At 66.4% G+C, this 16,730-nt stretch carries 15 protein-coding genes and 1 pseudogene; 3 read left to right on the top strand and 13 right to left on the bottom strand.

The features are described 5' to 3' along the window. Positions 1-4: 4 nt before the first annotated feature. From BMW28_RS01640 to pilM, 9 genes and pseudogenes are all read right to left on the bottom strand, one after another. Positions 5-1,213 (bottom strand): MFS transporter, encoded by a 1,209-nt coding sequence (locus BMW28_RS01640; protein ID WP_327020805.1) that lies wholly within the window; start codon positions 1,211-1,213, stop codon positions 5-7. Then, positions 1,210-2,388: a deoxyguanosinetriphosphate triphosphohydrolase gene (locus BMW28_RS01635; RefSeq protein WP_407640937.1), complete on the bottom strand. Its 1,179-nt coding sequence runs from the start codon at positions 2,386-2,388 to the stop codon at positions 1,210-1,212. The genes BMW28_RS01640 and BMW28_RS01635 overlap by 4 nt, the downstream gene beginning before the upstream one ends. Positions 2,389-2,401: 13 nt before the next feature. Continuing rightward, positions 2,402-3,745 carry a 3-dehydroquinate synthase gene (aroB, locus tag BMW28_RS01630; protein WP_091813083.1) on the bottom strand — a complete coding sequence of 448 codons (1,344 nt, stop codon included), beginning with the start codon at positions 3,743-3,745 and terminating at the stop codon, positions 2,402-2,404. Positions 3,746-3,790: 45 nt separating this feature from the next. After that, complete coding sequence (locus BMW28_RS01625) at positions 3,791-4,354, bottom strand: shikimate kinase (RefSeq protein WP_268751057.1); 564 nt, start codon at positions 4,352-4,354, stop codon at positions 3,791-3,793. Between the two features lie 19 nt (positions 4,355-4,373). Continuing rightward, positions 4,374-5,645 (bottom strand): annotated as a pseudogene (locus tag BMW28_RS01620) (type IV pilus secretin PilQ); the annotation flags it as partial. A gap of 221 nt (positions 5,646-5,866) precedes the next feature. Next, on the bottom strand, positions 5,867-6,382 hold the full coding sequence (locus BMW28_RS01615; protein WP_143280529.1) for a hypothetical protein: 516 nt from the start codon (positions 6,380-6,382) through the stop codon (positions 5,867-5,869). Beyond that, on the bottom strand, positions 6,379-6,981 hold the full coding sequence (locus tag BMW28_RS01610) for a type IV pilus inner membrane component PilO (protein WP_159430676.1): 603 nt from the start codon (positions 6,979-6,981) through the stop codon (positions 6,379-6,381). The genes BMW28_RS01615 and BMW28_RS01610 overlap by 4 nt, the downstream gene beginning before the upstream one ends. 65 nt (positions 6,982-7,046) lie before the next feature. Further along, positions 7,047-7,637, bottom strand: a complete 591-nt coding sequence (locus tag BMW28_RS01605) for a PilN domain-containing protein (protein ID WP_091813074.1) — start codon at positions 7,635-7,637, stop codon at positions 7,047-7,049. Then, the gene (gene pilM, locus BMW28_RS01600) at positions 7,625-8,617 is read right to left on the bottom strand and encodes a pilus assembly protein PilM (protein ID WP_091813073.1); all 993 of its coding nucleotides are present in this window, start codon (positions 8,615-8,617) and stop codon (positions 7,625-7,627) included. The genes BMW28_RS01605 and pilM overlap by 13 nt, the downstream gene beginning before the upstream one ends. A 249-nt stretch (positions 8,618-8,866) precedes the next feature. On the opposite strand from pilM, the gene BMW28_RS01595 reads away from it, so the two are divergent. Continuing rightward, positions 8,867-11,323 carry a penicillin-binding protein 1A gene (locus BMW28_RS01595; protein WP_091813070.1) on the top strand — a complete coding sequence of 819 codons (2,457 nt, stop codon included), beginning with the start codon at positions 8,867-8,869 and terminating at the stop codon, positions 11,321-11,323. Positions 11,324-11,375: 52 nt separating this feature from the next. Here BMW28_RS01595 and cyaY read toward each other — a convergent pair whose 3' ends face one another. After that, on the bottom strand, positions 11,376-11,702 hold the full coding sequence (cyaY, locus tag BMW28_RS01590) for an iron donor protein CyaY (RefSeq protein ID WP_091813068.1): 327 nt from the start codon (positions 11,700-11,702) through the stop codon (positions 11,376-11,378). A 14-nt stretch (positions 11,703-11,716) separates the two neighbouring features. Here cyaY and lptM point away from each other — a divergent pair, with 14 nt between their 5' ends. After that, the gene (gene lptM, locus BMW28_RS01585; protein WP_200785694.1) at positions 11,717-12,022 is read left to right on the top strand and encodes an LPS translocon maturation chaperone LptM; all 306 of its coding nucleotides are present in this window, start codon (positions 11,717-11,719) and stop codon (positions 12,020-12,022) included. 61 nt (positions 12,023-12,083) lie between these two features. Further along, positions 12,084-13,367 (top strand): diaminopimelate decarboxylase, encoded by a 1,284-nt coding sequence (lysA, locus tag BMW28_RS01580; RefSeq protein WP_091813066.1) that lies wholly within the window; start codon positions 12,084-12,086, stop codon positions 13,365-13,367. A gap of 148 nt (positions 13,368-13,515) precedes the next feature. Here the strand turns inward: lysA and BMW28_RS01575 are convergent, their stop codons facing one another. From BMW28_RS01575 to ccsB, 3 genes are all read right to left on the bottom strand, one after another. Then, positions 13,516-14,148, bottom strand: a complete 633-nt coding sequence (locus tag BMW28_RS01575) for a protein-methionine-sulfoxide reductase heme-binding subunit MsrQ (RefSeq protein ID WP_327020804.1) — start codon at positions 14,146-14,148, stop codon at positions 13,516-13,518. A gap of 7 nt (positions 14,149-14,155) precedes the next feature. Next, positions 14,156-15,148 (bottom strand): protein-methionine-sulfoxide reductase catalytic subunit MsrP, encoded by a 993-nt coding sequence (gene msrP / locus BMW28_RS01570; RefSeq protein ID WP_091813064.1) that lies wholly within the window; start codon positions 15,146-15,148, stop codon positions 14,156-14,158. 208 nt (positions 15,149-15,356) lie between these two features. After that, positions 15,357-16,730 (bottom strand): c-type cytochrome biogenesis protein CcsB, encoded by a 1,374-nt coding sequence (ccsB, locus tag BMW28_RS01565; protein ID WP_091813063.1) that lies wholly within the window; start codon positions 16,728-16,730, stop codon positions 15,357-15,359.

Below are 16,730 nucleotides of genomic sequence, written 5' to 3'. Positions count from 1 at the left end.
AGCCTCAATGCCGCACCGGATGACCACTGGCCAGCCGGCCGAAGCGCGTGGCCAGCAGGCAACCGGCCAGGGCACAGGCGCCGGTCGCCACCCAGGTCCAGTGCCAGCCCCCCACTTGTGCCGACAGCCAGGCCGCCACCAGCGGCCCGAAGAACTGGCCAGTCGACGAGCCCTGCAGCATCCACCCCACCGTGGTGGAAATCAGTCCGGTGTTGGGTGCCAGCCGCGGCACCAGTGCAAACAGGGTCCCCGGCACTAGCCCGCCCACCAGCGAGAACAGCAGCATGCCGCCATAGCGCACGGCAGGCGACAGTTCCAGTCCGACAAAGGCCAGCCAGGAGCCCAGCGCCATCACCACAAAGCCCGCGATCAACAGGCTGCCCGGCTGCGCACCGCGGTGCAGCAGCATGCCGGCAGCGACGTTGCCGAAGATGTTCATGGCCGGCACCAGCGCCATCAGCACCCCCAACGTCCAGCCCGTGACGCCCGCCTGGGCATAAATGGTGGGCAGAAAACCGATCACCGCCATCCACTGCGCGGCATAGACACAGAAGGTCAGGAACAGCAGCCACGGGCCAGTGCTGGAGAGCGTCAGGCGCAGCTTGCTGCCCAGTCCGCCCTCTCCCGCCTGCGCTATTGCGCGCGATGGATCGGCCGGCACCCAGCGCCACACGGCCGCCAGGCACAGCACGCACAACAGGCCAATCAGCCACCACCAGCTTTCCCAGCCTCCCGCCAGAATCACCGCCGGCCCCAGCAACATGGCCAGCGCCGTGCCAAACGGCACATAGGCGCCCCAGATGCCCATGACCTGCGTGAGACGCTCCGGCGGCACCAGCCGGCGCAGCACTGCGGGCGCAGACAGCGAGGTCAGCAGAAAACCCAGCCCTTCGAAGGCGCGCAACACCAGCAGCACGGAAGCACTTTCGGTGAAGCCCCCGACCAGACTGGCCAGGCTCATCAAACTCAGGCCCGTCAGCATGGAGCGGCGCAGGCCGAACCGGTCGCTCGCCAGCCCCAGAAATAGTCCCATGCTGAGCGATGCCACCTGCACCAGCGACAGCAGCCAGCCCGCCTGCATCAGCGTCATGCCCAGTTCGCGCTGCAGCGCGGGCACGGCCGGCGGCAGCTTGCCGATGATCATCGCCGCGCACACGCCGGTGACCATCACCACCCGGGCGGCCCCCATGCCGCGCCCGGCCGTCCCTGTCACATCAGCACCTGCTGGCCGGTCAGGCGCGCGTGTTCGCGCAGGGCAAAGCGGTCCGTCATGCCGGCGATGTAGTCGGCCACGGCGCGTTCGGTATCGGTGCGCGCGGCAAAATCGGGCTTCATCTCGCCGGGCTGCTGCAGGTAGATGGCAAACAGCTCGCGCACCACCTGCTGCGCCACACCCATGGTCTGCATCACCTGCGGATGGCGATACAGCGCATGCAGCAACAGCTGCTTGAGCTGCAACGATTCGGCGCGCATGTCCGCACTGAAGCCCACCAGGGGCGGGCACTGCCGCACCTCGTCCACATGCTGCGGCCGGTGCTGTGCCAGCGCCGCACGCGTGGCGCGCATCACGTCATACACCTGCTCGCTCAGCATGCGGCGGATGGTTTCGTAGAGCAGGCGGCGCCCGGTCAGCTGCGGATGATCGCGCTGCACGCTGGCATGGTGGCGCGCCACCAGCGGCACCGTCAGCACCTGCTCCCAGGTCAGCAGGCCGCTGCGCAGTCCGTCGTCGATATCGTGGGCGTTGTAGGCAATCTCGTCCGCCAGATTGCACAACTGCGCTTCCAGGCTCGGCTGCGTGCCCTGCAGAAAACGCTGCCCGACACCTCCCGGCTCGCGCTGCTCCAGCCAGCGCGCATTGCGGGCCGAACAGTGCTTGAGAATTCCTTCGCGCGCCTCGAAGCACAGGTTCAGACCGTCGAACTCCGGATAGCGCAACTCCAGCACATCCACCACCCGCAGACTCTGCATGTTGTGCTCGAAGCCGCCGTAATCCGCCATGCAGGCGTTGAGCGCATCCTGACCGGCGTGGCCGAACGGCGTGTGGCCCAGGTCATGCGCCAGCGCAATCGCCTCCACCAGATCCTCGTCCAGCCCCAGCGCGCGCGCAATGCTGCGGCCCAGCTGGGCCACTTCCAGCGAATGCGTGAGCCGCGTACGGAACAGGTCCCCTTCGTGATTCAGGAATACCTGCGTCTTGTACACCAGCCGGCGAAAGGCCGAGGAGTGCACGATGCGATCCCGGTCGCGCTGGAACATGCCGCGCGTCGGGGCCTCCGGCTCGGCATGGCGGCGCCCGCGCGACTGCAGCGGATGCGCCGCCCACGGGGCGTGTTCCTGTGCCGGCGCATCGCCACGCAGGCTGTCTGGCAGGTCCGGAACAAAGATCGCCACGATGCGCTCAGCGCTGCATGAGGCAGGCGTGCGGGTTGCTGTGGGCCGCGATCACCTCGGCCACCAGGGCATCGGGAGCCGTCGCCAGCGCCGCCTCTCCCGGCTGCGCAATCACCACAAACCTGATCTGGCCCGCCTCGGCCTTCTTGTCCACGCGCATGTGGTGCAGCCAGGCCTCGGCGTTTGCGCCGTTGCCGTTGCCGTTGCCGTTGCCGTTGCCGTTGCCGTTGCCGTTGCCGTTGCCGTTGCTGGCACTGGCACTGGCACTGGCACTGGCACTGGCACTGGCACTGGCACTGGCACTGGCACTGGCACTGGCACTGGCACTGGCAGGCGAATCCTCTTCCAGCTGCGGCGCCAGCACCGGCAGCCCGGCACGCTGCACCAGATTGCGCACGCGCTGCACAAAGGCGCCATCCACCAGCCCCAGGCGTGCCGACAACTCGGTCGCCAGCACCATGCCACACCCCACCGCTTCGCCGTGCAGCCAGGTGCCAAAGCCCAGCCCCGCCTCGATGGCGTGACCAAAGGTATGGCCATAGTTCAGGATCGCCCGCATGCCGCTTTCCTGCTCGTCCTGCCCCACCACCCAGGCCTTGATCTGGCAACTGCGGCGCACCGCCACGCGCAAGGCGTCAGCATCGCGGGCACGCAGCTTCTCCATGTTCTGTTCCAGCCACTCGAAGAAGGCCATGTCGGCAATCGGGCCGTACTTGATCACCTCGGCCAGACCGGCGCTCAGCTCGCGGTCCGGCAGCGTGGCAAAGGTGTCCATGTCGCACACCACGCGGCGTGGCTGGTAAAAGGCACCAATCATGTTCTTGCCGAGCGGATGGTTGATGGCCGTCTTCCCGCCCACGGACGAATCCACCTGCGCCAGCAGCGTGGTCGGCACCTGCACAAAGGGCACGCCGCGCATGTAGCAGGCCGCGGCAAAGCCGGTCATGTCACCCACCACGCCACCGCCCAGGGCAAACAGCACCGTCTTGCGGTCGCACTGGCCTCCCAGCAGCGCGTCGAAAATCTGGTTCAGCGACTCCCAGGTCTTGTACTGCTCGCCATCCGGCAGCGCCACGGTGCGCACCTGCGCGTAATGCGGTGCCAGCGCCTGTTCCAGCTGCGCGGCATACAGCGGTTGCACCGTGGTGTTGGTCACGATCACCGCCTGCCGCGCCTTGGGCAGGCCGTCCCAGGTCTCCGGCTGCCCCAGCAGGCCGCTGCCGATGCGGATCGGATAGCTGCGCGCATCCAGATCGATCTGCACCGTATCGCCGTCAGCGGCAGGAACAGGATCAAAAGCGGGCAGGGAAGCAGTGATGTCGAAACGGGTCAGGGCGGATGCAGCATTCATGCTGCCATTGTGACGCAAGAATGTGCAGGCGCCCTCGGCGCTCCCTCAGGATTGCCGTTCTGCCTTGTCGCCCGGCGCACGCCGCGCACGTGCCGGCAGGATGCCCGCCACCTCCAGCTGCATGGCAATGTGATGCACCAGCCCCTGCACCGAGCTGCGCCCGGTATCGATCACGAAATGCGCCGTCTCGCGGTACAGCGGGTCACGCGCCTGGAACAGCTCCTGCAGCTTGGCACGCGGATCGGCCACCTGCAGCAGCGGACGCTTGGTGTCATGGCGCAGGCGGCGGTAGATTTCATCGGGCGAGGCGCGCAGGTACAGCACCGTGCCCTTCTCGCGCAGCAGCGCGCGGTTCTCCGGCCGCAGCACCGAACCGCCGCCGGTGGACAGCACGCACTGGCGCGGATCCTCGGCAATGCGGCGCAAGGTCGCCGTCTCCAGATCGCGAAAGGCTTCCTCGCCCTGCTGCGCAAAATAGTCCTTGATCGGCATGCCGATGCCCGATTCGATCAGGTGGTCCGAATCGATGAAGGGCAGGCCAAAGCGGCGTGCCACCTGCCGCCCTGCCGATGATTTGCCCGAGCCGGGCATGCCTACCAGTACGATCACTCTTGCGTCTCCTGTCCGGTCAGCGCATTGCCACGCCGCCTGACAGGATTTTAGGCGTGATGAACACCAGCATCTCCTTCTTTTCGGTGGCCTGCGTGCGCGTCTTGAACAGGTTGCCCAGTACGGGAATGTCCCCCAGCAGCGGCACCTGGCTCACATCGTTGCGTTCGCTCATCTCGAAAATGCCGCCAATCACCAGCGTACCGCCATCCTCGATCAGCACATTGGTCTGGATATGCTTGGTGTCGATGGCAAAACCATCCAGCGTCGCGCGCCCTACCGAATCCTTGTTGACATCCAGATCCAGCACCACATTGCCCTCGGGCGTGATCTGCGGCGTGACCTCCAGCTTGAGGTTGGCTTTGCGGAAAGCCAGCGAAGTCGCCCCGCTGGCCGTCGCCACCTGATACGGCAGCTCGGTACCCTGCTCGATCAGTGCCTTGGTCTGGTCTGCCGTCACCACGCGCGGGCTGGACACCAGCTTGCCCTTGCCGTCAGCCTCCAGTGCCGAAATTTCCAGACTCAGGAAACGCGCCGCTGCCGGGCTGAAGATGCTCAGCCCCAGCGCCGCCGGCGCATAGCCGTTCTGCCCCATGGCGGGCAGGTTGTACAGGGTGGTTTCTGCCGCTCCAGGTTTCGAGGCCACACCGATCCGGTAGTCACGCCCGTTGATCGACCCCAGCGAAGCACTACCCTGACCCTGCCCCAGAATCGACAGGCGCGCACCCAGCGAACGCCCCCAGCTGTCGCCCGCCTCGACGATCCGCGCCTCGATCATCACCTGCCGCACCGGAATGTCCAGCCGGGACAGCAAGCCCTGTACCTGCTCCAGCACCGCTGGCACATCCGTCACGAACAGCTGATTGGTACGCGGCTCGGCAAACGCATGCCCGCGCGCACTCAGCATGCGCGAAGCTCCCGAACCGCTGCCAGCCAGATGCCGCACCAGGTCCGACGCCCGCGCATAGTTGAGCGCAAAGCCCTGTGTGCGCACCGGCTCCAGCCCCTGAATGGCGGAACCCGCCTCCAGCTCCAGCTTCTGCCTGGCCGCCAGCTCTTCCCGCGGCGCCACCCACAGCACATTGTCCTTGCGCTGCATGGCCAGCCCGCGCGCCTGCAGGATGATGTCGAGCGCCTGCTCCCAGGGCACGTCTTTCAGGCGCACCGTCATGCTGCCGGTGACCGAATCCGACGCCACCACGTTCAGGCCGGTGAAGTCGGCTATCACCTGCAGCAGCGCACGGACCTCGATATTCTGGAAATGCAGCGAGATGCGCTCACTGCGCGCTCCCCTGCTTCTGGCGCCACGCGGAATGACACCACGCACGGACGGTGTGCTGCCCTTCAACACCGGCTGCTCCTGCTCCTCCGCCACCGGTGCATATTCGCCCGTCTGTGCCGGCACATTGACATCCCCGCGCAAAGGAGCCGCCTGCGCCGCCACTCCCGCCAATCCGATCGCGACCAGCGCCACAGCCTGCCGCCATCGCCCACTCCCCTGCTGCTTCTGTTTCATCGTGTTCCTTCCTGCGCCAGCGGCAAACGCTGCAGACGCTGTTCGCCGTCTGGGCCAGTGCTGCCTCGGCCCTCCAGCCGAAGCGTCAAGGCCTGTGCGTCAATGCCGCTGACTCTGGCCCCACTGCGCCCGACCCGTTGCCCCACCCGCACCAGCTCCACGGCATCCCCCTGTCGTACCACTGCTGCAGTCTCGCTACCACGACGCAACAAGCCCAGATAGACGGGACCGGCGGATGCCGCTCCCGAAGCTGCTGCATCACTGGCAGCGCCCATCACCGGCGCCGCAGCAAACGGATCACGCCCGATCTCATCCGCCGGCCGCCCCATCTCCCCGCGCCCCGACTCGCCACCCGCAGCCAGTTCCGGCCACGGCTCCAGCGTCTGCACCGGCCCCGGCTTTTGCGCCTGAATCCAGGCATGCATGCCAGCTACCGGATCGGCCGGATCGGCACATCCCGCCAGCGTCAAGACCGCCAGCACCATGCCTCCAACGCTTGCTCTCATCCTCATGGCGTCTTTCCTCCGCTCTTGCGCGTCTTGCGTACCGGACGCTCGCCCGGCAACGTGAACCGGTACACGGAAAACTTGCCCTGTAAGACCAGCGTGCCCCGACTGCGCCCTGCCTTGCTGCGTTCGGGTGCCAGACTCCAGCGCTCCGCCACGACACTCCACGGCAAGCGCTGCAAGGCGCCGAGCATGCCCTGCACCCCTTCGTAGCCTCCCTCGACGCGCATCTGCAGCCCCTGCCGCGCATGGCCGTCCTGCAGCTTCTCTTTGCCAGGCTGCAGCCGCCCCACCTGCAAGCCCTGCCTGGCTGCAGCCTGATGCAGGGCCGACAGGAGCGCCGCCTCCCGGGCCGCCGTTGGCGCAAGTGCAGGATGCACCGCCTGTTGCTCCGCCATCTCTCGGGCCTGCCCGCGCAAGGCGGGCAAGCGCGCCACGGCGTCCACGCGCAACCGGTAGTCCTGCTGCAGTTTCAACTGGCGCTCCCGCTGCAGGGTCAGGTCTTCCTGCCCAAGCCGCAGCACCACCACGCCCGCAGCCACAGACACCCCGAGCGCCAGCAGCACCGCCACCCCCGCCTGCGCCTTGACAGGCCACTCGCCCAAGGGCCGCCCCTGCAGCCGCTGCCAGCTGCCACGCCAGCCATCCGCAGCCCCCTCCCGTATCCCGATCACTCTGCAGCCTCCCCACCGTCAACGGCACCGGCAGCAGACAAGCGCCCAGGCAAGGCCTCCTTCTCCAGTGGCAGCACCAGCCGGAACACCGCCCCGTCCTTGTCCTCCCGCACATCGGCCAGCAAAGCCGGCTGCCGCGTCACACCGGCGCCATCAATCCCCTCGCGCAAAGCCGTGGCCGCTTCACGCGATGGCACAGTGCCCTGCACCAGCAGTTGCCCCGGCTCCAGTTCCACCCGCGACAGGCTACCGCCTGCCGGCAGTTCACGCACGACCACCTCCAGCAAGCGCAAGGGGGCTTGTGCCTTCTGCTGCCAGGCCTGCCACTGCTGCAGGCGCTCACGCCCCTGACGCAATGCCGCCTCCAGTTTCTGCACCTCTGCAGCCTTCGGCCCCTGCTGCGCCAGGGCAGCTTCCAGCACCTGCGTCGCCTGTTCCTCCCGGCTGATGCGCTGCTGCGCCTGCAGATGCAGAAGCCCGCCGGTCAGCATCGCGACCACCAAGGCCGCGCCCAGCATGGCGTGCCAGCGCCGTCGATGAAACTTGCGCGCCGCCTCGCGGTGCGGCAACAGGTTCAGCGGGACCATGCATCCACTCCCCGCAGCGCCAGCCCGCAAGCCGCCCACCACCCCGAAGCCTCGATGGCCGACAGCCGCTGCAAGCCAGCGTCCTCCACCCGCATCCCCGCCCAGGGATGCAGCCATTGCACGGAGACTCGCGATACCTCGGTGCCAGCCACGCCCCCATGCAGTGCCTCCCGCACCTGCTGCATCAATGCCTCTTCTGCCGCCTCATCCCTCGCCAGCCATATGCCTCGCAGCGACGTCACATGCCCCCGGCACGCATGCCCCAGCACGCCGGCCAGATCCGCCAGTGCTTCCACTTCCAGAGCCTGCTCCGCCAGCAACGCACCATCCAGCATCCACAGCAGCGAGGCGCCGCCCTCGGTCCACACCACGATGCCATGCCTGCCCGCCACTTCCCCGGCCTGCACCCGCCACGCCCGCAGGGCAGCGGCCCGGGCAGCATGGGCGGCCACCTCAAGCACCCCCAGCTTCAACCCCGCGCCGCCCAGAACCTGCTGCCAGCCTTCCACTTCCGCCCGCGGCGCTGCCGCCACCAGCAGCTCGACCTCTCCCCCCTCCGCCGACGCAGGTACCACGCCAAAGTCCAGCTGCCACACATCCGGCAACAGGCCGTGACGGCTCTGGGCATCCACGCGTGCCATGTGCTCCAGATCTGCTTCCTCCAGCCCCGCAGGCGCCGTCATGCGCCACACGCGCACGGACGAGCGCGGCAAGCCTGCAACCACCCTCGACTCCCGCACACAGGCGCAATCGGCCATCCAGTCCTGCAGCCGCAGACTGTCCGCCCCCATGCTCTCCGGATCACCGGCAGCGACCGGCCCCAGCCGGCTCGCCGCCAGCAGGCGCACACCGCCGTCGGGCTCCCGTGCCAGCTGCACCATGTGCCAGCCCCGCGCATCCCGCGCCAGCCCCAGCGCCCCAGGCAGCGGCACGGCAGCCCGCCTCCAGGGCCAGCCAGCTCCTTGCTTGTTCCATTTCATCTTTGAATAAAATAATACTTTTGATTTATTTTATTCGCAAACAATCGACCAGAATGGAGCAGATTGCAATTTCGCAGTCCAGTGGCGAACACCCCACAACCGCAAGTCCTTGTTACAAGCCCCCTGCCCGGCCGCGACACAGATCTTCCCCTCTGATGCACAATGTCGTGATCCGGCGGGGGCCTGGGCCTGCCCGTACCCTTGCCATGCGCGCAACGTGCAGTCTTGCGCCCAGTACCCAATGCACCCATGACCTCTCCGATCGATCCCGTCCTTTCCGGCTCCTCCAATCGGGCACAGCCCCCCGCTCCCCCTCCACCCCAAAAACGGCACTGGTTTGTCCGCCTGCTGATGTGGCTGTTCGGCCTGGCGGTGGCAGGTGCGGCCACGCTGGCGCTGCTGGTGCTGGTGGCCCTGTCGGTGGCCTATCCCAACCTGCCCGACGTCACAAGCCTGCAGAACTACCAGCCCAAGCTGCCGCTGCGCATCTACAGCTCCGAAGGCAACCTGATTTCCGAATTCGGCGAGGAGCGCCGCAGCTACGTGCCCTTCAATGAAATTCCCAAGGTCATGAAGGACGCCGTGCTCGCCATCGAGGACGCCCGCTTCTACGAGCACGGCGGCATCGACTACGTCGGCGTGGCCCGTGCCGGCTTGGCCAACTTCAGCAAGTCCAAGAGCCAGGGCGCCTCCACCATTACCATGCAGGTGGCGCGCAACGTCTATCTCTCCTCCGAAAAGACCTTCACGCGCAAAATCTACGAGATGCTGCTGGCATTCAAGCTCGAGCACTCGCTGACCAAGGACCAGATCTTCGAGATCTACCTCAACCAGATCTTCCTGGGCAATCGTGCCTACGGCTTTGCCGCGGCTTCCGAAGCCTATTTCGGCAAGTCGATCAAGGACGTGAGCATTGCCGAGGCCGCCATGCTGGCCGGCCTGCCCAAGGCCCCCTCGCTCTACAACCCCATCGTCAACCCCAGCCGCGCCCGCACGCGCCAAGTCTACATCCTGGAACGCATGGTCGAGAACCGCTTCATCACGCCCGAACAGGCCGAGGAAGCCCGCAATGAACAGCTGGTGTACAAGCGCGCCAGCTTCGGCGATACCGTGCACGCCGACTATGTGGGCGAGATGGTGCGCCAGCTCATCTACGACCAGTACGGCCCCGAAGCCTATACGCGCGGCCTGAACGTCTACACCACCATCTCCACCCGCGACCAGAATGCCGCCTACGAGGCCGTGCGCCGCGGCATCCTCACCTATGATGGCCGACGCGCCTACCGTGGCCCCGAGCACTTCGTGACGCTGCCCAAGGACAAGGAGCTGCTGGAAGAAGCCATCTCCGATGCCCTGACCGACTATCCGGATGCCGGCGAAATGGTCGCTGCCATCGTCACCGAAGCCTCGCCGCGCAAGGTCGTGGTGCGCCGCAGCGACAACGAGGACATCGCCATCACCGGCAACGGCCTGCGCTTTGCCAGCTTTGCGCTGTCGTCCAAGGCCTCGGCCACGCAGAAGATCCGCCCCGGTGCCGTCATCCGCATCGTCAAGGGCAAGGGCGGCTGGGAAATCCGCCAGCTGCCCGAAGTGGAAAGCGCCCTCGTTGCCATGGACCCGCGCACCGGCGCCATCCAGGCCCTGGTCGGCGGCTTCGACTTCAACAAGAACAAGTTCAACCACGTCACGCAGGCCTACCGCCAACCGGGCTCGAGCTTCAAGCCCTTCATCTACTCGGCCGGCCTCGAAACGGGCATCATGCCGGGCACCATCGTCAGCGACTCGCCCCTGTACTTCGGCTCCGACGTCACTGGCGGCAAACCCTGGGCGCCCAAGAACTACGATGGAGGCAACGGTCCGCCGCTGTCCGTGCGCCAGGCCCTGGCCAAGTCCAAGAACATGGTGTCCATCCGCATCCTGCAGTCCGTGGGCACGCAGAAAACCCAGGAATGGGCCGGCCGCTTCGGCTTCCCGGCCGAACGCACCCCGCCCTACCTGACCATGGCGCTGGGCGCCGGCACCGTCACGCCGCTGGAAATGGCGGTGGGCTACTCGGTGTTTGCCAACGGCGGCTATGCCGTCAATCCCTACATCATCTCGCTGATCAAGGACCAGCGCGGCAACACCATCTCCGAAGTCAAGCCGGTCGAACTGACCGAAGACCGCCGCGCCATCCCCGAGCGCAATGCCTTCATCATGAACAGCCTGATGAACGAGGTGACCACCCGTGGCACCGCCGCACGCGCCACCGGCACGCTGGGCCGCTCCGACCTGTATGGCAAGACCGGCACGACCAACGACTCGAAAGACGCCTGGTTTGCCGGCTTCCAGGCTACCCAGGTCGCGGTGGTCTGGATGGGCTTCGACAACCCGCGCAACCTGGGCGACCGCGAAACCGGCGGCGGCCTGAGCCTGCCGATCTGGATCCAGTACATGCAGACGGCGCTCAAGGGCGTGCCGGTCACCGATCTCAACCGCAAGGCGCCGGAAGGCGTGACGCGCCAGGGCGACTGGGTCTATGAGGAATACGCCGGCGGACGCGGCATCAGCCGGATCGGCGTCTCCAACTACAACCCCAATCCCGGCCGTTCCAAGTCGGGAGGCCAGGGCAGCGACAGCAGTGACGGCGAACCCCAGGGAGCCGACCCGGCCGGCGCCCCCTCCAACAGTCCGCTGGCCACCGATGACGTTTTCCGCGGCAACTGAGGCCGCACCCCTTCAGGCAGCCCGCGGGCTGCCTGATTCGTCTGGGCAGGGTTCAGGCAAATTCCAGCGCCAGGCCCGCCTGCTCGCTGGCACAGCGGCTCAGGTGGGCAAAGAATTCGCCATGGCCCTTGGTGTCCTGCCATTGGCTGCCATCAAACTTGTAATGGAAACCGCCCGCACGGGCCGCCATCCAGATCTCGTGCAGCGGCTTCTGCAGGTTGATCACGATCTGGCTCTGGTTGGGGAACACCAGCGTGATCATGCCGCCCACGCGCTGGTTGTCGATATCGGCGTCGGTGTCGTCATTGATGCGGTCGCATGCTGCTTCGATACGGCGCAACACCTGCTCCGCCGCTTCCAGGTATTCCAGGTCAGTCATTACAATTCCAGCCTATGTTGAATGTCCGAATCATTGTAAACAGCGCCCTGCTCGGCCTGTGCTGTACCCCGCTGATGGGCTGTGGCCAGAAAGGGCCTCTGTATCTGCCCACCGCGCCGGAAGCGGCCCACCGTGCCACGCTGCCCGAAACACTGCTTGGCCCGGTACTGCCACGCGCCAGGGCAGCCACGCCCGCCGCCAGCGCGGCGTCCGCTTCCGTCACGGCTTCGGGCGCCACGCCGGCCGTTGCCCCTCTACCGGCCCCCATCCTCGCGCCAGACGTTGAAGCAGACCCGCTGCAACACGACGACATCCGCTGACGCCCCGTCCCCTTTCGGCCTTCGGCCCCGATCCCCTTCCCTCCTGCGAAGCACCGCCATCATGACCACCCTGCAACTCCCCGGCGCCCCCTCCCTGGCCTACGATGCCAACAACCAGCTTTGTGTCGACGGCGTGTCCGTCGCCGATCTGGCGCGCGAGCACGGCACGCCGCTGTTCATCTATTCCAAGGCCACCATGCTGCGCGCGCTGCAGGCCTACCAGCAGGGCTTTGCCGGCCGCAACGCCCTGATCTGCTTCGCCATGAAGGCCAACTCCACGCTGGCCGTGCTGCAGGTGTTTGCCCAGGCCGGCTGCGGCTTCGACATCGTCTCCGGCGGTGAACTCGAGCGCGCCTTGGCAGCCGGGGCCGACCCGGCCAGGATCATCTTCAGCGGCGTCGGCAAGAAACGCAGCGAAATGCGCCAGGCGCTGCAGGCCGGCATCGGCTGCTTCAACGTCGAAAGCATCAACGAACTGCACGTGCTCAACGAGGTTGCCGTGGAGCTGGGCTGCCAGGCGCCCATCAGCATCCGCGTCAACCCCAACGTCGACGCCCGCACCCATCCCTACATCTCCACCGGCCTGAAGGGCAACAAGTTCGGCGTGGCGCACGAAGAGGCGCTGGGCGCCTACCAGCTGGCCGCCAGCCTGCCGGGCCTGCAGGTAGTCGGCATCGACTGCCACATAGGCTCGCAGATCACCCAGCCCGGCCCCTACCTCGACGCCATGCAGCGCATGCTGGATCTGGTGCAGCTGATCGAATCACACGGCATCCCGCTGCCGCATTTCGATTTCGGGGGCGGTCTGGGCATCACCTACGCCGATGAAACCCCGCCTGCCGCCAACGACCTGTGGAAGGAGCTGCTGGCCGAGATGGACGCCCGCGGCATGGGCGACCGCCAGCTGCTGATCGAACCCGGTCGCTCGCTGGTCGGCAACGCCGGCATCTGCGTGGCCGAAGTGCTGTTCCTCAAGCATGCCGAAGCCAAAAATTTCTGCATCGTCGACGCTGCCATGAACGACCTGCCGCGCCCCGCCATGTACGAGGCCTACCACCAGATCGTGCCGGTGAAACAGGCGCAAGCGGACGCAGCCGCCACCACCTACGATGTGGTCGGTCCGGTCTGCGAAAGCGGCGACTGGCTGGGTCGCGACCGCGCCCTGTCCGTGCAGCAGGGCGACCTGCTGGCCGTGCTGTCTGCCGGCGCCTACTGCATGAGCATGTCCAGCACCTACAACAGCCGTGGCCGTGCCGCCGAAGTGCTGATTGCCGACGGCAAGGCGCATCTGGTGGCCGAACGCGAAACCGTAAGCGCCATCTACGCGCGCGAGCGCCTGCTCTGATCTAGCAAGGCAGCCACGAAGGACAGTGCTGCCCAAGCCCTGTTCCGAGTGGCCAGGCTCAGCTGATTTGGGGCTTGCCTTGGCTGTCTTTGGCGGAGGGCGACATTCCACCACAGCCGCCCGGATTCGGTATCTGTGTGATCTACATTCAATGTCCGCAAGCCCCCGCCGCCGGCTGGCTGCGGTTCCAGTACCACAGCCGCCAGCCCAGCAGCAGGCCGAGGATGGCGGTGTAGACCCACACCTCGGCCGTATCGTTCTTGCCGGCGCGCATCCACAGGAAATGCAGCACCGCCGTGCCGGCCGCCACATAGATCAGGCGATGCAGCGCCTGCCAGTTGGACGCCCCCAGCGCCCGGATCGCGGCGTTGTTCGAGGTCAGCGCCAGCGGCAGCAACAGCAGGAAGGTCAGCATCCCGGCCAGGATGAAGGGCCGGTCGGCAATGTCGGTGGCGATCTCGCCCAAGCTGAAGCCCATGGCCAGCCCCATGTAGAGCACCAGATGCACCACGGCATAACTGAACATCAGCAAGCCCAGCACGCGCCGGAAACGCAGCACCTGCGGCAGTTTGAAAGTCACCCGCGCCGGCGTGACGGCCAGCGTCAGGCACAGAAAGCGCAGCGCCCAGTCCCCCGCCCCGCGCACCAGCGACTCTTCCGGGTTCACGTAAGCGCCCTGCATCGTCTGCCACACCATCCAGGCCAGCGGCAACAGCCCCAGCATCCACAGCACGGGCTTGGCCTTGCGGCTGGCCAGCATGCGCTTGATCACATCCATCATCGTTCCTTCAGAAATTTTTCGTCAGATCCATGCCAGTGTAGAGGCTGGCCACCTGCGGCGCGTAACCGTTGAACAGCTGCGTCTTGCGCCGCGGCGTCCACAGGCTGTCGCCGATACGGCGCTCCGTCGCCTGGCTCCAGCGCGGGTGCGGCACGGAGGGATTCACGTTCGAATAGAACCCGTACTCGTTCGGCGCCACCTTGTTCCACGCCGTGCGCGGCATCTGCTCGGTCAGGCGGATGCGGACCAGGCTCTTGGCACTCTTGAAACCGTATTTCCACGGCACCACGAGGCGCACCGGTGCCCCGTTCTGCGCCGGCAGCACCTCGCCATACATGCCCAGCGCCAGCAGCGTCAGCGGGTGCATGGCCTCGTCCAGCCGCAGGCCTTCGACATACGGCCATTCCAGCACCGAGGAGCGCAGCCCCGGCATCTGTTTCGCATCCGCCAGCGTCACGAACTCCACGAAGCGCGCGCTGCCCGTAGGCTCCACACGCCGCAGCAGGCTGGACAGGGAATAGCCCACCCACGGAATCACCATGCTCCAGCCTTCCACGCAACGCAGGCGGTACACGCGCTGCTCCAGCGGAGCGAGCTTCAGCAGGTCCTCGATCCCCAGGGTGACCGGCTTGTGCACGGCGCCTTCGATGCGGACCGTCCAGGGCGAGGTCCGCAGGCGGCCTGCGTGGCGGAAAGGATCATCCTTGCCGGTGCCGAATTCATAGAAATTGTTGTAGCGCGTGGCGTCGCGGTAGCTCGTCTGCGCTTCGCTGCTGCTGGCACCCAGCACGCGCGACTTGCTGGCTGCCAGCTTGCGTGCCCCGGGTGTGCCCGTCGCCTGGGCGTGCGCCACGCCGGCCACGCCCATGCCTCCGGCAACGGCTGCTGTCGCCAGCAGCCCCGCCTCGCGCAGCCACTGGCGCCGTGCGGCGTACTGTGCAGGATCGGTGATCTCGCTGGAGATCCGGTGCTCGAATCCCCGCTCGCGGTGGTAATGCATGGCTGGCTCCTTGCAACGTGGAAGCGTCATTCTTGCAGACATGCAACTCCCCGCCCCGGCCTGGGGGCAGAGTCCTCACCACGGTGTCAGGGATAGCGCCCGCAGCGGCAATCCGTACGCTGTGCACCAAGCAAGGTATCCAGTCGCACCCTCCATGAAAAACGGGCACCCGTCACCGGATGCCCGTTCCTGCCGTGCGTCGCCGCGATCAGAGCGTACCGTAGCTGTGCAGGCCGCTCAGGAACATGTTCACGCCGATGAAGGCAAAGGTCGTCACTGCCAGACCGGCCAGCGCCCACCAGGCCGCCACGGTGCCGCGCAGGCCCTTCATCAGGCGCATGTGCAGCCAGGCCGCGTAGTTCAGCCACACGATCAGGGCCCAGGTTTCCTTCGGGTCCCAGCTCCAGTAGCCGCCCCAAGCCTCGGCCGCCCACAGGGCACCCAGCACGGTGGCAATGGTGAAGAAGGCAAAGCCGACGGCGATGGACTTGTACATCACGTCATCCAGCACTTCCAGTGCCGGCAGGCGCGCCGCAATCGCCTTGCGGCCCAGCAGGATGCCGGCCACGATCAGCGCGGAAATGCCGAAATAGATCGCCCAGTAGGTGCTCAGCGTCTGCATGCCGCTCTGGCGGAACACCACCGGCTCCAGGCACAGCACGATGCCCAGCAGCCACAGCGGCGCCAGCTTGTACCACTTGGTCTCGGTCGCCTGCTTCTTGATCAGATAGGCAAAGGCCACCATGGCAGCCAGGGCAAAGGTACCGTAGCCGATGAAGTTGGCGGGCACGTGCAGCTTCATCCACCAGCTCTGCAGTGCCGGCACCAGCGGCTGGATGGCCTGCGCCTCGCGCACCAGCGTGTACCACAGCAGAAAGCCCACGGCTGCGCTCACCACCAGCATCACGAAGGCGCCCAGCGCCCGCGTGCGGTACTGCATCTCGTAATACAGATAGAACAGCGCCGTCATCCAGCAGAACAGCACGAACACTTCGTACAGGTTGCTGACCGGAATGTGGCCGATGCCGGCTCCGATGTGGTGGCTTTCGTACCAGCGCACCATGGTGCCGATCAGCGCCATGCCGACTGCCGTCCAGGTGATGCGCGAACCCAGCACTTCCATGGTGTTGCTGCGGTAGGCGTCCACGCCATCGGACTCGATCTTGCCGGTAAACATGCCGATCCAGTAGAAGATCGTGCTGATGAAGAACAGCATGCACATCCACAGGATGGCCGACTGGCTCGAGAGGAAATACTTCAGCAGGAACACGCTGTCGGCGCGCTTCAGGTCGCCGTCATAGAGCGAGATGGACAGCAGCGAAAACGCCGCCACCACCAGCATCAGGACAGCCGCCGGACGCCAGAACCAGCCCAGCCAGATCAGCACCGGCACGGTACCGATCAGGATGCCCTTCTCGTAGCCATCCATGGCGTGGTTGTATTGCAGGAAGGCAAACACGCCGCCTGCCACGACCAGCAGGGCAAACAGCCAGTCGAACCAGTTGCGCCGGCTGAAATAGCCTTCGCTCAGCGTGATGGTGACCGGAGCGCCAATGGGCGCCTGCGGACTGGTGGTGCTCAT

The organism is Allobrachymonas denitrificans DSM 15123 (genome assembly GCF_900110225.1).
GTDB classification, from domain to species: Bacteria; Pseudomonadota; Gammaproteobacteria; order Burkholderiales; family Burkholderiaceae_C; genus Brachymonas; species Brachymonas denitrificans.
Note: the sequence above shows the minus strand (reverse complement) of the source record. Positions and strands in the feature narration are given on the sequence as shown.

What these genes read in the sequence shown, in the direction of transcription:
- aroB (WP_091813083.1), bottom strand. Translation starts at nt 3,745, where the DNA reads ATGAATGCTGCATCCGCCCTGACCCGTTTCGACATCACTGCTTCCCTG.
- cyaY (WP_091813068.1), bottom strand. Translation starts at nt 11,702, where the DNA reads ATGACTGACCTGGAATACCTGGAAGCGGCGGAGCAGGTGTTGCGCCGT.
- BMW28_RS01595 (WP_091813070.1), top strand. Translation starts at nt 8,867, where the DNA reads ATGACCTCTCCGATCGATCCCGTCCTTTCCGGCTCCTCCAATCGGGCA.
- ccsB (WP_091813063.1), bottom strand. Translation starts at nt 16,730, where the DNA reads ATGAGCACCACCAGTCCGCAGGCGCCCATTGGCGCTCCGGTCACCATC.
- msrP (WP_091813064.1), bottom strand. Translation starts at nt 15,148, where the DNA reads ATGCATTACCACCGCGAGCGGGGATTCGAGCACCGGATCTCCAGCGAG.
- BMW28_RS01615 (WP_143280529.1), bottom strand. Translation starts at nt 6,382, where the DNA reads ATGAGGATGAGAGCAAGCGTTGGAGGCATGGTGCTGGCGGTCTTGACG.
- lysA (WP_091813066.1), top strand. Translation starts at nt 12,084, where the DNA reads ATGACCACCCTGCAACTCCCCGGCGCCCCCTCCCTGGCCTACGATGCC.
- BMW28_RS01605 (WP_091813074.1), bottom strand. Translation starts at nt 7,637, where the DNA reads ATGGTCCCGCTGAACCTGTTGCCGCACCGCGAGGCGGCGCGCAAGTTT.
- pilM (WP_091813073.1), bottom strand. Translation starts at nt 8,617, where the DNA reads ATGAAATGGAACAAGCAAGGAGCTGGCTGGCCCTGGAGGCGGGCTGCC.
- lptM (WP_200785694.1), top strand. Translation starts at nt 11,717, where the DNA reads ATGTTGAATGTCCGAATCATTGTAAACAGCGCCCTGCTCGGCCTGTGC.
- BMW28_RS01575 (WP_327020804.1), bottom strand. Translation starts at nt 14,148, where the DNA reads ATGATGGATGTGATCAAGCGCATGCTGGCCAGCCGCAAGGCCAAGCCC.